Annotated in this window: 12 protein-coding genes; 7 read left to right on the top strand and 5 right to left on the bottom strand. The window is 59.4% G+C overall.

What is annotated here, in order from left to right; genetic code table 11:
* Positions 1–80: 80 nt before the first annotated feature.
* Positions 81–1,415 (top strand): hypothetical protein, encoded by a 1,335-nt coding sequence (locus KDN35_RS08165; RefSeq protein WP_212132517.1) that lies wholly within the window; start codon positions 81–83, stop codon positions 1,413–1,415.
* A 1-nt stretch (position 1,416) separates the two neighbouring features.
* On the opposite strand, the gene KDN35_RS08160 is transcribed toward KDN35_RS08165, so the two are convergent.
* A complete protein-coding gene (locus KDN35_RS08160) occupies positions 1,417–1,830 on the bottom strand; it encodes a hypothetical protein (protein WP_212132516.1) in 414 nt (137 codons plus the stop codon).
* Between the two features lie 9 nt (positions 1,831–1,839).
* Entirely contained in the window at positions 1,840–2,382 is a 543-nt protein-coding gene (locus KDN35_RS08155; protein ID WP_171566759.1) for a hypothetical protein, read from the bottom strand.
* Positions 2,383–2,576: 194 nt separating this feature from the next.
* Between KDN35_RS08155 and KDN35_RS08150 the strand changes: the two genes are divergently transcribed.
* The 4 genes from KDN35_RS08150 (at position 2,577) to KDN35_RS08135 (ending at position 7,648) form a co-directional block, all read left to right on the top strand.
* Entirely contained in the window at positions 2,577–3,944 is a 1,368-nt protein-coding gene (locus KDN35_RS08150) for an NAD(P)-dependent oxidoreductase (protein WP_212132515.1), read from the top strand.
* Between the two features lie 27 nt (positions 3,945–3,971).
* Complete coding sequence (gene preA / locus KDN35_RS08145; protein WP_171566761.1) at positions 3,972–5,258, top strand: NAD-dependent dihydropyrimidine dehydrogenase subunit PreA; 1,287 nt, start codon at positions 3,972–3,974, stop codon at positions 5,256–5,258.
* Positions 5,259–5,352: 94 nt separating this feature from the next.
* Positions 5,353–6,738: a dihydropyrimidinase gene (gene hydA / locus KDN35_RS08140; RefSeq protein WP_212132514.1), complete on the top strand. Its 1,386-nt coding sequence runs from the start codon at positions 5,353–5,355 to the stop codon at positions 6,736–6,738.
* Positions 6,739–6,757: 19 nt separating this feature from the next.
* Positions 6,758–7,648, top strand: coding sequence for a nitrilase-related carbon-nitrogen hydrolase (locus KDN35_RS08135; RefSeq protein WP_212132513.1), 891 nt, complete (start codon positions 6,758–6,760; stop codon positions 7,646–7,648).
* A 6-nt stretch (positions 7,649–7,654) separates the two neighbouring features.
* Here the strand turns inward: KDN35_RS08135 and KDN35_RS08130 are convergent, their stop codons facing one another.
* Positions 7,655–7,813: a hypothetical protein gene (locus KDN35_RS08130; protein ID WP_171566764.1), complete on the bottom strand. Its 159-nt coding sequence runs from the start codon at positions 7,811–7,813 to the stop codon at positions 7,655–7,657.
* A gap of 26 nt (positions 7,814–7,839) precedes the next feature.
* Here KDN35_RS08130 and KDN35_RS08125 point away from each other — a divergent pair, with 26 nt between their 5' ends.
* Together KDN35_RS08125 and KDN35_RS08120 are read left to right on the top strand one after the other, a co-directional pair.
* Entirely contained in the window at positions 7,840–8,358 is a 519-nt protein-coding gene (locus tag KDN35_RS08125) for a hypothetical protein (protein ID WP_171566765.1), read from the top strand.
* Positions 8,359–8,518: 160 nt separating this feature from the next.
* Positions 8,519–10,231, top strand: a complete 1,713-nt coding sequence (locus KDN35_RS08120) for a methyl-accepting chemotaxis protein (RefSeq protein WP_171566766.1) — start codon at positions 8,519–8,521, stop codon at positions 10,229–10,231.
* Between the two features lie 58 nt (positions 10,232–10,289).
* Here the strand turns inward: KDN35_RS08120 and KDN35_RS08115 are convergent, their stop codons facing one another.
* The gene (locus KDN35_RS08115) at positions 10,290–11,780 is read right to left on the bottom strand and encodes an NCS1 family nucleobase:cation symporter-1 (RefSeq protein WP_171566767.1); all 1,491 of its coding nucleotides are present in this window, start codon (positions 11,778–11,780) and stop codon (positions 10,290–10,292) included.
* A gap of 173 nt (positions 11,781–11,953) precedes the next feature.
* Positions 11,954–13,714 (bottom strand): menaquinone biosynthesis decarboxylase, encoded by a 1,761-nt coding sequence (locus KDN35_RS08110; protein ID WP_212132512.1) that lies wholly within the window; start codon positions 13,712–13,714, stop codon positions 11,954–11,956.
* Positions 13,715–13,820: the final 106 nt, after the last annotated feature.

The raw sequence follows: 13,820 nt of genomic DNA, 5'->3' as shown, positions 1-13,820 counted from the left end.
TAACGTTATGCTCAATCATAAATCAAAGTAAACAAACAGGATTAATAGGTTATTTCATAACGTTACAAGGAGGATTTGCCATGTCCAAGTCTCGTCCCCTGATTCATGCGGCGGCATCAGCCGCCCTGCTCGCCGCGATCGGCATGCCCACAGCCGTATGGGCCACACCCGCCGTCCCGCCTGTCGCAGCTGTCGTCCAATCGACACCGGCCAAAACCGTTACAAACGAGTGGGCTGCTTACATCGAACGACAGTACGGCGTCAAGCTGTCTGGCGAAGTCACGCCCGCTCAGTTTGCTGCCGCGTTGGGCAGCATTTTGGGGACGGCTTCCGGTCTAACGGAAGCACCACCGTCGATTCCGTCGCTGTTCCCGCAAGGCACAGCTGATGCCGGCAAACTGCCCGTTTGGGAAGCGCTCAGCGCGGCCGTGAAGGCGGCCGAACTGAAGGAACTGGCCTACACCTATACCGAGGAAAAAGTGGCTGCTGCCTGGAAAAAGGCGGGATGGACCTATACGAAGAACGGCGTCGTCCCGCATCAGGCGGCACAGGAATTGGCGGCCGCATTGGACAGCGGACTGGTCGCCCCCGACGCGCTGACGGGCGTAACAGCGAATGCCGCCACGACGGCGGATCTGGCGTATCAACTCCTCGGCAAAGTCGCCGAATTTCACGGTCAAAGCCAGAACGCGCTCGGGTATCTGAGCGATGACGACATCATAGGGAAGCTGGTCCAAGCCTGGAATGAGTCGCAGATCATCCGGGCCGAAGACCTGCAAAAAGTCGTGGACGAAGCGCTCAAGCAAAACCTGATCACCGGCTATAACTTGAAAGACACGCGGTTTGATCCCCATTTTGCTCCGGAGCGCACCATCACTTACGGCCACAGCGACATCGTCCACGCCATCCAGTTGATCGGCCTCCTGCGCAGCGAGAGCATTCAGGCCAGGGTGCAGCTGGAGCCGAAAACGTCCGCATTCGTCTATCTGAAAGAGTGGGGAGAACCGGTCCAGACGGAGGATTACCGTGTGGTGCCGATAGAGAACGGCAACCACATCGCCTACGCCAAAGAGTACGACCTGAGCTTTGAATTTGCCAGCGTCGAGGAGAAGCAGCGCTTTGAGCCGCTCATTCTCCGATACGCCAAACGCAACCAGGAAGACGTGACCGGCCTGTTGAAAGGTTCCTGGTGGCAGCCGCTCTACTATTCGCTGACAGAGCTGGAGGGGTATCCGGTGATCACCAACCACGTGCTGAAGGACGGCCGATTCATCGCCCAGACGTTCACCTTGAGTGAACAGTCACAACAGGTCATCGGCGGGCTGAAGAAAATCAACCCGGCGGTTACGATCTCCAGCTACCAGTTCTGGGTGGATCAGCCGTTTTACCAGTACCTGAAAGGAGAGTACAAGTAATCTAGTCTTGTTCGCCGCGACCTTTGTCCTGCTCGGCCAGATACGCCTTCATCCCGCGGATGACCATGTCGAGAATCACGTCATGCTGGGTCTTGCTGCCGACGCGGGCGCGGATTTGCTCCAGCTCCGCAGCCAGTTCGGAATCCAGGTGCAGATTGATGGTCTTTCCTTTGCTGCGGGGGTGAATCTCGTAATGGCCGGAGCACTGCCGGCCGCTGCCGTCCACTACCGCATCGGTGCCGAGCAGCTTCCGGTCGGGCAAATACAGGCACGGCGCTTCCAAAACGATATGGGTCAGTTCCTCGCTGAACCGGATGGCGAGGGGCTGCCCCTTTTTTTTGTGAAAATCGCGGATTTGCCGCGAGCGCTCCTGATTTTCCGGCGTATTGGCCAGCGTGACGACAGCCAGTTCCATAGTTCCTCCTTACGAGACAGGCAGGCGGGAAGCAGGATGTTCCGGCGGGAGCAGGTCCGCTTCCGGGATTCCGCTCACCACTTCGCCGCTGCTTTCCACCTGCACCGTGTATAGAAAACGATCCACCGCCAGCTCTGCCGAGATGACCACTGCCCATTCCTGCTGCGTTCCCCGCGTGATCCGGACACGGTCCAGCACATCGTACGCCGGCGTCAACAATCCCTTTTCATACAAAAAGCGAAACACGTCCTCGCGTGGGTAGAGAAACCGCTTGTTGCCCTGTTTCCCGGTGAGCAGGGGGAAGGCTTCCCGCTCGTCGATGACGGCGCCGAGGTGTCCTTCATCCGCCCAGCGTTTGATCGTCGCCATGCTGCCCATCCGTCCGTGCCGGGCGGCGAGCAGATCGAGGATTTCCCGCGAGGACAGGTACGCGCTGCGGCGGCGGCGCTGTTCTTCGTACGCGGCCCGCTCCGCTTCCAACTGCTTAAGTTGTTCGGTCGCCTCTGCGATTTGGCGGCGGAGCCGGGCGATCAGCAGGTCGTAATCCTTCATGCCCGCTTCATCCCTTCCACGTTTTGGTAACAGCGTATTCACCGCTGAAACCATTCATGCCATCCGGGTTGAATTGATTTCAGTGGCAAGCTACCGGAAACCGCGATGAAACGATCATAAAACTGTCATTTCCCACATTGATTAATAGCAAGCACCTGCCAGGTGGAAAAAACGTGTGAGGAGGTTGTTGGAAGATGAGCGTCCATCGTGAACCAGCGGCTGCGCGAGCGGAACTGGAACACCGATTCCGGGAAGTGGTCCCGGCGCTGAAGCCGAAAGAAGCAATCGACGAAGCCAACCGCTGTCTGTACTGCTACGACGCCCCCTGTATCAAGGCCTGTCCCACCTCGATCGACATTCCCTCCTTTATCAAAAAGATCGCGACCGGCAATATGTACGGATCAGCCCGAACGATCATGGAAGCCAATCCCGTGGGCGCGAGCTGTGCCCGCGTCTGTCCCACCGAAGTGCTGTGCGAGGGTGCCTGTGTGTTGAATCACGCGTCTCACCCCATCATGATCGGGCGCCTGCAGCGTTACGCCACTGATTGGGCGATGAAAAACGAAGCGGTGCTGTTTCAGGCCGGAGAGAAAAACGGCAAACGGGTGGCCGTTGTCGGTGCAGGGCCGGCAGGGCTGTCGGCAGCGCGGGAGCTGGCGCGGCTGGGTTATGAGGTAACCGTCTACGAGGCGAAGGAAAAAGCGGGCGGCCTCAACACGTACGGCATCGTCTCGTTTCGGCTCCCTCAGGAGATTCCGCTGTGGGAGGCGGAACAAGTCGCGGCGATGGGCGTGACGTTCGTCACCAACACCCGGGTGGGCGAGGACGTACAGCCCGAGGAACTTCTGCAGCAGTATGATTCGGTCCTGCTCGCCGTAGGGATGGGAGCGGTCCCCCCGCTTCACATCGAAGGTGAGGATTTGGACGGCGTGCTGGACGCCATCTCCCTGGTGGAGGAGACGAAAACCAAGCCGCTTACGGACGCGATGATCGGCAAAAAGGTGGTCGTCATCGGCGCGGGCAACACGGCGATTGACGCGGCCACCTGTTCAAAGCGGCTGGGTGCCGCGAACGTCCGGATACTCTACCGGCGGACAGAGCGGGAGATGACCTGTTACCAGTTTGAATACGAGTTCGCCAAGCAGGAGGGCGTGGAATTCCGCTGGCTGGTGGCCCCCACCCGCATTCTGGGCGAAAACGGCCGGGTGACCGGGCTGGAGTTGATACGGATGGAGTTGGGCGAGCCGGATGAAAAGGGACGGAAGCGGCCCGTGCCGGTTCCCGGCAGCCAGTTTGTCATTCAGACGGACTTTGTGGTAAAGGCGATCGGCCAGCAGCGTCACGTGCCTTTGATCGAAGCGTTCGGGCTGGCGCATCGGAACGGGATCGTCCAGGTGGAGGAAGGCACCTACCGCACGTCCAATCCGCGTGTATACGCTGCCGGAGATGTGATCTTCGGAGGCGGCAAGACGGATGCAATGGTGGTCGATGCCGCAAATCACGGCAAACGGGCCGCGCACGCCATCCACGCCGCGCTGAGCGGTCAGGCGCAGCCGGCGTGATGCAGGGAGAAAAGGAGGCGAAGTACCATGGCAGATCTCAGCATCAACCTGGCGGGCATTTCATCCCCCAATCCGTTCTGGCTGGCATCGGCGCCGCCAACCAACTCCGGCTACCAGGTCCAGCGGGCGTTTGAGGCGGGCTGGGGCGGAGCGGTGTGGAAGACGTTGGGTGAGCCGATTATCAACGTCAGTTCCCGGTTTGCCGGCCTGCACGTCGGCGGGCAGCGGATGATCGGCTTCAACAACATCGAGCTGATTACGGATCGTCCGCTCGAGGTGAATCTGAAAGAGATCGAAGAGACGAAAAAGAAATTTCCCAAACACGCACTGATCGCTTCGCTGATGGTGGAAAACAAGCGGGAAGCCTGGCATGAGATTGTGAAAAAAGTGGAGGCTGTCGGTGTGGACGGACTGGAGCTGAATTTCGGCTGTCCGCATGGAATGGCGGAGCGGGGCATGGGCTCGGCGGTCGGTCAGCACCCCGATCTGATCATCCAGCAGGTGGAATGGGTAAAGGAAGTGGCGCAGACCCCCGTCATCGTCAAGCTGACGCCCAATATCACCGACATCCGCTATACCGCTCGGGCGGCAGTGGAAGGCGGAGCGGATGCCATCAGCCTGATCAACACGATCAACAGCTTGATGGGTGTCGATCTGGACAGCTGGCTGCCGATCCCGCACGTGGACGGCAAAGGCGCGCACGGCGGATACTGCGGCCCGGCCGTAAAACCGATCGCCCTCAACATGGTGGCGGAGTGCGCCCGCGATCCGAAGGTAAATGTCCCGATCTCCGGCATCGGCGGAATCTCCACCTGGCGTGACGCCGTCGAGTTTTTGCTGATGGGAGCGACGGGAGTGCAAGTGTGTACAGCGGCGATGCACCACGGTTTTCGCATCGTCGAGGACATGATCGACGGGCTGAACAACTACCTCGATCAGCGCGGCATCAAATCAGTCATGGACATCGTCGGCAAAGCGGTCCACACCTACTCCGACTGGGGCAACCTCAATCTCAACTACAAGGTGGTCGCTCGTATCAACGAAGAGACGTGCATCCATTGCAACAAGTGCCACATCGCCTGCGAAGACACGTCGCACCAATGCATCGACATCGTTTTGGATGAAGCGTCCGGTAAGGAGAGACTGGTCGTCAGGGAGGAGGACTGTGTCGGCTGCAACCTCTGTTCGATCGTCTGTCCGGTGGAGGGGACGATCGAAATGGTGGAGGTGCCGACGGGGCAGCCGCCGCTTTCCTGGAATCAGCGGCAGGCCGCGTTGGCAGCCCAGGGAAACTGCGGGACAGGCTGCGAGTAAGTCATGCGGGTAGGCCTTTTTGCATAGCTTGTACTGACAGGGGGCACGCGCCCGTGCCCATACGCCAATGGAGCGGGGAAGGGAGGAAGCGCGCATGAAAAAAGTGATTCGCGGCGGCACCGTGGTGACAGCCGCCGATACCTACCGGGCGGACGTCTTGATTGAAGGGGAGAGGGTCACGGCCATCGGCAGCGAACTGGAAGCGAACGGCGCAGAGGAGATTGACGCCACCGGCTGTTACGTCCTGCCAGGAGGGATTGATCCGCACACGCATCTCGACATGCCGTTTGGCGGGACTGTAACGGCAGACGACTTTTTTACCGGCACCAAAGCAGCGGCGTTCGGGGGCACGACCACCATCATCGACTTTTGCCTGACGAAAAAAGGGGAGACGCTTCGCTCGGCCATCGCCACCTGGCACGAAAAAGCGCGCGGCAAGGCCGTCATCGACTACGGGTTTCACCTGATGATCGCCGAGGCGAACGACCAGGTGCTGGAAGAGTTGGAGAGCGTGGTCACAACCGAGGGCATCACCTCGCTGAAAGTGTTTATGGCCTATAAAAACGTGTTTCAGGCGGACGACGAGACGCTGTTTAAAACGCTCGTGCGCGCAAGAGAACTGGGGGCGCTGGTGCAGGTGCACGCAGAGAACGGGGACGTGCTGGACTACCTGACCAAGAAAGCGCTGAAGGAAGGAAATACCGCGCCGATCTACCACGCCCTGACCCGACCGCCGGAAGCGGAAGGAGAAGCGACCGGGCGGGCCATCGCACTGACCGCCTTGGCCGATGCCCAACTGTACGTCGTCCACGTCTCCTGCGCGGCGGCCGTGCAGCGAATCGCGGAAGCGCGTGAACGGGGACTCAACGTCTTCGGCGAGACCTGCCCGCAGTATCTGGCGCTTGACATCACCGCCCTTGAAAAGCCTGGTTTTGAAGGGGCCAAATACGTCTGGTCACCGCCGCTGCGCGAAAAGTGGAACCAGGACGTGCTGTGGAACGCGCTGAAAAACGGCATCCTGCAGACGGTCGGATCGGACCACTGCTCATTCAACTATATCGGCCAAAAAGAGCTGGGCCGGGACGACTTTACGAAGATTCCCAACGGCGGGCCGCTGATCGAGGACCGCTTGACCATCCTTTATTCCGAAGGCGTCCGTCAAGGGCGAATCAGTCTGAACCAGTTCGTCGACGTTTGCTCGACAAAGGCGGCCAAACTGTTCGGGATGTTCCCGAGAAAAGGCACCATTGCCGTGGGTTCTGACGCGGACATCGTCATCTTCGATCCGCGCGTCAAACGGACGATCTCCGCGAAGACCCACCACATGAACGTCGATTACAACCCGTTTGAAGGCATGGAGGTATACGGCGAGATCGTCTCTGTCCTGTCGCGGGGAGCGTTTGTTGTACGTGACAAGCAGTTTGTCGGCCAGGCGGGTGCGGGACAATTCATCAAGCGCGCCGCGTTTGAACGGCCGTAACAGGAAGGAGGAAGACAGCATGGGAAACAAGGTGACGATTGGGCTGATCCAGGCGAAAAACGACGTGCACGGGGACGAACCGGTGCACGTCCACAAGGAAAAGGCAATCGAAAAACACGTGCGGATGGTCCGCGAAGCGGCGGCAAAGGGAGCCCAGATCATCTGTCTGCAGGAAATCTTCTTCGGCCCGTATTTTTGCGCCGAACAAAACACCAAGTGGTATGAGGCGGCCGAAGAAGTGCCCGACGGCCCGACGACGCAGCTCTTTCAGTCGTTGGCACGCGAACTGGGGACGGTAATCATTCTGCCCGTGTACGAAAAGGTGGGCATCGGGACCTACTACAACACGGCAGCGGTAATTGACGCGGACGGGACGTACCTCGGCAAGTACCGCAAGCAGCACATACCGCACGTGGCGGCGGGCGGCAACGGCTGCGGATTTTGGGAAAAGTACTACTTCAAACCGGGCAATCTGGGGTACCCGGTGTTTGACACGGCGTTTGCCAAGGTGGGCGTCTACATCTGCTACGACCGCCATTTTCCCGAAGGGGCACGGCTGCTCGGCCTGAACGGGGCGGAGATCGTCTTCAACCCGTCGGCCACGGTGGCCGGTCTTTCCGAGTACCTCTGGAAGCTGGAGCAGCCCGCCCACGCCGTCGCCAACGGATACTACGTGGCGGCGATCAACAGGGTGGGGGTGGAACCCCCGTGGAATATGGGCGAGTTTTACGGACAGTCCTACCTCGTCGATCCGCGCGGGCAAATTGTCGCCATCGGCAGCCGCGACCAGGACGAAGTGGTCATCGCCGAGATGGATAAACACCTGATCCATGAAGTGCGCAATACCTGGCAGTTTTATCGCGACCGCAGACCGGAGACGTACGAGGACATGGTCAAACTCCTTCCGTAACGCGGATCAACCATACGGCAGGGCGATGCTGCAGGCTTCTGACAGCCAGGCCTGCTCGCCCTGCCCTTCTCTGTCAGCCTGCGCCCGGCCAGGTGCAGATGCCGCCGGACGAATCGCGTCGGACGCGCCGGGCAGGGTGTTTTCATCTGCCGATGGTGTCCTCATGATTGTTCAGATAAGGGGAGGCGGGCATGAAGCAGATTGTTTATCGCGGGGTGGAGTACAAGGAAGCGCTGCGCGTAGTGGCGGCCCAGCGTTACGAGCGGGAGGAACGGCGCAGGTTCGTCAACGGCGCCAGTGCAAAAGCCGTATTTGGCCCCGGCGTCTACCTGGTCAGCAACCCGAAGATCGCCGCACAGTACGCGATCTGTCACGCGGAAACCACCTGGGATCAGGCTGCCATCCTCGCCCAGGAAGTGGAGGTGGACGGACTGGCGGAGCTGGACGAGCGATACGGGGAGAACGAACTGCGGGCGGACGCCCTGCGCTGGCGTCATACGCCGGAGCAGTTGTCGCGTTTGTCAGCAGCGAAATGTCACGAGGAATGGCTGGAGTGGACCGGGGATGAGATCCGGGCCTTTCTGCTGGATAGGGGCTTTGCCGGGATCCGCTACCGCATCAGCCGGGAGCTCACCTATTATGTCTGTTACAAGCCGCACGAGCAGATCAGCCGCATTTCACTGCTGACCGTGTTTGACATACCGGAATAGTCAGAAAGTATCGACTTGCCTACCCCTTTTTTGGTAGAATTAGACAACAAGCGACATTTTTCTCAGAGGTCCGTCCGATTTGTCAGGACTTCTGGCGCATTTATATTTGTGACATCATTCCTGCGATTCTGCCAGGGAAAAAAGGGGATGGCAAAAACATATGAAGCTGCTTCGCAATCTGAGCACACGGGCAAAGCTGTTCAATCTGGTCATGCTGATGGTCACGTTTCTGCTGATCGTCGGGGGGGCCGGGTACTGGCACCTGAATCGGGCAGAAATGCGAATGGGAGCGATGTACCAGGATCAACTGCTGCCGATCAAGAGCATCAATGACTTGCGCGCCCAAACCCGGGCGATCGAAGCCAGCGTGTACAAGATGATCCTGGAGACCAGTCCTACGAAACAGCTCGAAATCAAACAACAGATCGAGACGCGCATCAAGGATTCCAATCAGTTGTTGACGCAGTTGGAACAAAGCAATCTGGACAAGCGGGAAACAGCGTTTCTCCAGACGTTGAAGGACTTGAACGAAAAGTACCAGGGTGATCGCACCCGGGTTATCCAGTTGATCGAAGAAGGCAACCAGGATGAGGCGTACAATTATTTTCGCGCGACGGAAGCGACACTGGACGGCATCAACCAGGAATTGAAGTCGTGGGCGGATTACAACTCGCAGACGGCCGAAGACATTCACCGTCAAAATACGCAGGAATCGCGGGAGGCGGAGATGACGCTGATCATCACCATCGGAGCGGCTCTGCTGCTGGCGATGTCCATCGGGTACGTGATCGCCCGGATGATCGCCGATCCGCTGAAGAAAGTAGCGTCCAAACTGGATGAGTTGGCCGGGGGTGATCTGACCGTGCAGCCGGTCGACTTTGAGGGCAAGGACGAGGTGGGCACGCTGGGACAGGCCTTCAACAAGCTGGTCATTCAGCTTCGCTCGTTGATCGGCGAGGTGAAGCTGGCGGGCGAGCAGGTGGCGGCTTCGTCCGAGCAGTTGACGTCCAGTGCCGAGCAGACGGCCAAGGCCGCCGAACAAGCTGCCGCCGCCATCCAGGAAATCGCGACCGGCTCCGAAGTGCAGACGCAGCGGACTGCGGAGAGCGTGCGGGTCATGGAGGAGTTGGGCACGGCCATCCAGCGGATTGCCGCGACCGCCGGCACCGTCTCCGAGTCTTCGGTGCGGGCGGCGCAAGAGGCGGAACAGGGCAACGAATACATCGTCAAGGCCGTGGAACAAATGTCTGCTGTCCAAGCGGCGGTGAATCGCGCCGCCGAGATGGTGACACTGCTGGGGGCTCGTTCGGAAGCGATCGGCGAAATCGTTCAGGTGATCACCGGCATTGCGTCGCAGACCAACCTGCTCGCCCTGAACGCTGCGATCGAAGCGGCGCGGGCCGGCGAACAAGGCAGGGGATTTGCCGTCGTGGCCGACGAAGTGCGCAAGCTGGCAGAGCAGTCCGAGAATTCGGCGCAGGAGATCGCCCGCCTCATTGGCGATATTCAGCTTGAGACCGGCCAGGTGATTGCCGCGATGAACCAGGGCACAGCGGAGACGGAGGCGGGCAGCGTGGCGGTTCGGGAAGCGGGTATGGCGTTTCAGCGCATCGTTAGCGCAGCCCAGGCGGTCGCCGAGCAGATTCAGGAGGTCTCGGCGGCAACTGAGCAGATGACGGCAGGTGTCCAGCAGGTCGCCTCGTCCATGGATGAAATGAATCGTCTGGCGCAGGAAGCGGCCGTTCACACCCAGGGTGCAGCTGCCAACTCCGAGGAACAGCTCGCCTCCATGCAGGAAATCGCACGTTCGAGCGAAAATCTGAACCGTCTGTCGCAGCAATTGCAGCAGATGATCAGCCGGTTCATCACCTGATCGAACAAAACAAAGACTGGCAGGACGTTTGGTTCTGCCAGTCTTTTTTGCGCGCCGCTCAGGAAGCCTGCTGCTCGACGCTTCGGGCGGTGATGTTCTCGTAGTCTGCTGCGCTCATCCGGTTCGGGGTGTTTTTCATCAGCCAGGTGTAGATGACGAGGGAAATCAACAGGCCGCAGGTCCAGGCGTTGTCCCAGACAATGGTCAGGCCGGGGATCAGCTTGCAGACAAACGGCACGGCGATGCCGATCAGCATGGCCCAGATGGCCCGCATGTTATAACCGCTTTTGTACGAATACATGCCGTTCAGCCGGTACAGTTCAACCAGATGGATGCGCCGTTTGCGCACCAGCCAGTAATCGGCGATGGCGATCCCGTCGATGGGACCGAGCAGAGCCCCGTACGTCCCCAACCAGAGGAAGATGTAGTTGCTGAAGTTCTCCAGGATGTACCATGGCTGCATCAGCAGGGCGATGATTCCGGTGAGGATCGCTCCGGCGCCAAACGACATCCGGCGCGGTACCAGGTTTTCAAAGGCGCGGGCCGGTGCCACGACGTTGGCTGCCACGTTTGTCGTCAGCGTCGCCAAAATAATCCCCAATGTTCCCAAAAAGATCGCCAGCGGGGAGAATTTGGCCAGCACCGCTGCCGGGTCCCAGATGGCTTCTCCGTAGATGACCACTGTGGCGGATGCTACGGCCACGCCGATGAACGAGAACCCGCCCATGGTAGTCGGCAGGGCGACGGACTGTCCGACCATTTGGGCTTTCTGACTCTTGGCGTAACGGCAGAAGTCCGGGATGTTCAGCGCCATCGTCGACCAGAAGGCGATCGCGCCCGTCAAGGCGGGGAAAAACACCTTCAGGAAGTCGGCGGTCGTGGTCAGTTTGGACGGAGCGGAGAGCATCGGTCCCCAGCCGCCCGCTTTGGTGATCGCCCAGACGAGCAGCGCCAGGCCCATGACAATCAGTGTGGGCGCGGCCCAGAACTCCATCCGTCTGATCGCTTCCGGCCCGCGGTAGGCGATCCAGACGTTCAGCGCCCAGAAGCCAAAAAAGGCGATCCAGGTGTGGCCGGGAACGTTGCCCCAGCCGCCCAACGATTGCAGCAGGGTGTCGATGGCCGTCCCGCCAAACCAGCAGTTGATGCCGAACCATCCCGCGCCGATCAAACCGCGGGCCAAGGCGGGAATGTGAGCCCCTTTGGAGCCAAACCAAAGACGGGCGAAGACCGGATACGGAATGCCAAATTTCGTTCCGGCGTGAGAGTTGAGCAAAATAGGAATGAGGACGATACAGTTGCCGAGAATGATCGTCAAAATGGCCTGCCACCAGTTCATGCCAAGCGAGATGAGCCCGGCTGCCATCGCATAGGTGGGCAGACAGATGGACATGCCGATCCAGAGACTGGCGAAGTTGTAGGTGGTCCAGCTGTGCTCCTCCCGGTTTGTGGGACGGAGGCCGTCGTTGTACAGCGGACTATCCCGGATCAAATTTTCGCCATCTTTCGTCAACGTGACGATGCCGTCCACCTCTACCTGTGTCTTCATCGCAATCCCTCCTTTTGTGAATAATCCCGAGCGCGGCCAAGCCGATCGGTTGTCTTGGGCGCCGGATGCTACATTATATTGGGCTGTATGACCTGTGATTACAGAATTTTCGGACATTAAAAAGCCCGGAACAAGCTGTTCCGGGTTCGGTTGTTGCTGTCGAACACAGTCGATTATTTGGGAAAATATTCCTTCCAGCGACGATCCACCAGAGCGGCGATGTCGGGCCGGGTCTCCACTTCATCGGGATAAAACGGCTTCATTCGGGCATCGACGATGAGCGGTCCCTCGTACCGGATCTTGTTGCGGACAATCGTCGAACGGGCGTACAGGTCGTGAGCCGGGTCGAAGCGGGTAAAGACGGTCCAGAGGAAGCGGCTCTGGCTCTCGGCGATGGACGCGTCATCCACGATGCAGATCATCGGCCAGTCGCTCAGGTGCTCGTTGGCGTAGGGCAGCAGTTCTTCCCCCAGTTCCGGCCGTTCTTCAAAACCGGGGCCAGAAATGACCAGACAGCCCGGGCAGAACGCTTCGATTTTGGCAATGCCGGGGATGCCTTCGCCGCTGTACGCGTGCGGCAGCTCACGCACCGGATCGCCGATGCCCAGCATGACTCCCTTGGAGCCATGGTTGAACTTGCGGCCTGTGTAGTCGAGCGTATCGTTTGACGTGTCGTTTACAATCAAGAGGTCGCGCTCCGGCTGGAAGCGGGCGAGCACGATTTCCAACAAGTGCTTGAAATTGCTCAGGTCGCACGGAACGTCCGTCACCATCAAAAACTTGGTCAGGGTCAGCTGTCCTTCACCCAGGATGCGAAACGCGTGGGCCATCGCTTCCTTGTAATAGCTCTCCCTGACGATCGCTCCGGCCAGTGCGTGGAAACCGGTCTCGCCGTATGTCCACAGCGCCTTGACGCCGGGCATGACGATCGGGAAGAGCGGGGACAGCAGCCGCTGCAGGTACTCTCCGATGAAGAAGTCTTCCTGCCGAGGCTTGCCGACGACTGTGGCCGGGTAGATCGCGTCTTTGCGCCGCCACATCTGCTTTACGTGGAAGACAGGAAAGTCGTGCGTCCAGGAATAGTAACCAAAATGGTCGCCGAACGGTCCTTCCGGTCGGCGCGTGTGCGGCGGGACTTCTCCGGCAAAGACGAACTCCGCTTCCGCCACGATCCGGTGCGGATGGTTGGGTACTTCGGCCATATGCAGCTTGTCACCCATCAGCAGCGAAGCGAATACCAATTCCGGCACCATCTCTGGCAGCGGCGCGATGGCCGAAATGATCAGCGCCGGTGGTCCGCCGATCGTGAGCGTCACAGGGAGCGGCTGGTTCCGCTTTTCCGCCTCGTGGTAGTGGAAACCGCCGCCTTTGTGAATCTGCCAGTGCATGCCGGTCGTGTTTTTGTCGTAGATCTGGATGCGGTACATGCCCAGGTTGTGTTCTTTGGTCTCGGGGTGCTCCGTGTAGACGAGCGGCAGGGTGACGAACGGACCGCCGTCCAGATGCCAGCTTGTGAGCGCCGGCAATTGGGTCATGTCCACGTCGGTCGTGGACAGCTCCATGACCGGTGCTTTGGATTGCGGCACGGTTCTGGTCCCGGTGCGCAAGATTCCCATGAGCGGCGAACGCAGTTCCCACAATCCCGACAGCTTGGGCGGCAGGAGCTTGTCCAGGCCGTTCACCAGCTCCCGGATGATCGACTCCGGTCTGGGGCCAAACGCCATGTCGACCCGCTCCACCGTCCCAAACAGGTTGGTGACGACGGGAAATGATTTGCCTTTTACATTGGTAAACAGAAGTGCTGGTCCTCCGTCTTCAATCACGCGGCGGTGAATTTCCGCCAATTCCAAATACGGGTCAACCGGCGCGTCGATTTCCACCAACTGGCCGGATCGCCGCAGTTGTTCCATAAACGTACGCAGATTTGCGTGCATCTGTCGTAACCTCCACATCCGCTTCAATTCCCTCTCTACTGTACACGAACGGCGCTGGCGAATCTACCTTTTTTCCTGCGGGGGATGGTAAGATGAACGAGAGGTG

It is taken from the genome of Brevibacillus sp. NL20B1 (assembly GCF_018195675.1).
GTDB lineage: Bacteria > Bacillota > Bacilli > Brevibacillales > Brevibacillaceae > Brevibacillus > Brevibacillus aydinogluensis.
Note: the sequence above shows the minus strand (reverse complement) of the source record. Positions and strands in the feature narration are given on the sequence as shown.

Bases quoted from the DNA above. Each gene is read 5' to 3' on its own strand.
- KDN35_RS08160 (WP_212132516.1), bottom strand. From the start codon at position 1,830: ATGGAACTGGCTGTCGTCACGCTGGCCAATACGCCGGAAAATCAGGAG.
- KDN35_RS08165 (WP_212132517.1), top strand. From the start codon at position 81: ATGTCCAAGTCTCGTCCCCTGATTCATGCGGCGGCATCAGCCGCCCTG.
- KDN35_RS08110 (WP_212132512.1), bottom strand. From the start codon at position 13,714: ATGCACGCAAATCTGCGTACGTTTATGGAACAACTGCGGCGATCCGGC.
- KDN35_RS08150 (WP_212132515.1), top strand. From the start codon at position 2,577: ATGAGCGTCCATCGTGAACCAGCGGCTGCGCGAGCGGAACTGGAACAC.
- KDN35_RS08135 (WP_212132513.1), top strand. From the start codon at position 6,758: ATGGGAAACAAGGTGACGATTGGGCTGATCCAGGCGAAAAACGACGTG.
- KDN35_RS08115 (WP_171566767.1), bottom strand. From the start codon at position 11,780: ATGAAGACACAGGTAGAGGTGGACGGCATCGTCACGTTGACGAAAGAT.
- KDN35_RS08120 (WP_171566766.1), top strand. From the start codon at position 8,519: ATGAAGCTGCTTCGCAATCTGAGCACACGGGCAAAGCTGTTCAATCTG.
- KDN35_RS08125 (WP_171566765.1), top strand. From the start codon at position 7,840: ATGAAGCAGATTGTTTATCGCGGGGTGGAGTACAAGGAAGCGCTGCGC.
- KDN35_RS08130 (WP_171566764.1), bottom strand. From the start codon at position 7,813: ATGAGGACACCATCGGCAGATGAAAACACCCTGCCCGGCGCGTCCGAC.
- KDN35_RS08155 (WP_171566759.1), bottom strand. From the start codon at position 2,382: ATGAAGGATTACGACCTGCTGATCGCCCGGCTCCGCCGCCAAATCGCA.
- hydA (WP_212132514.1), top strand. From the start codon at position 5,353: ATGAAAAAAGTGATTCGCGGCGGCACCGTGGTGACAGCCGCCGATACC.
- preA (WP_171566761.1), top strand. From the start codon at position 3,972: ATGGCAGATCTCAGCATCAACCTGGCGGGCATTTCATCCCCCAATCCG.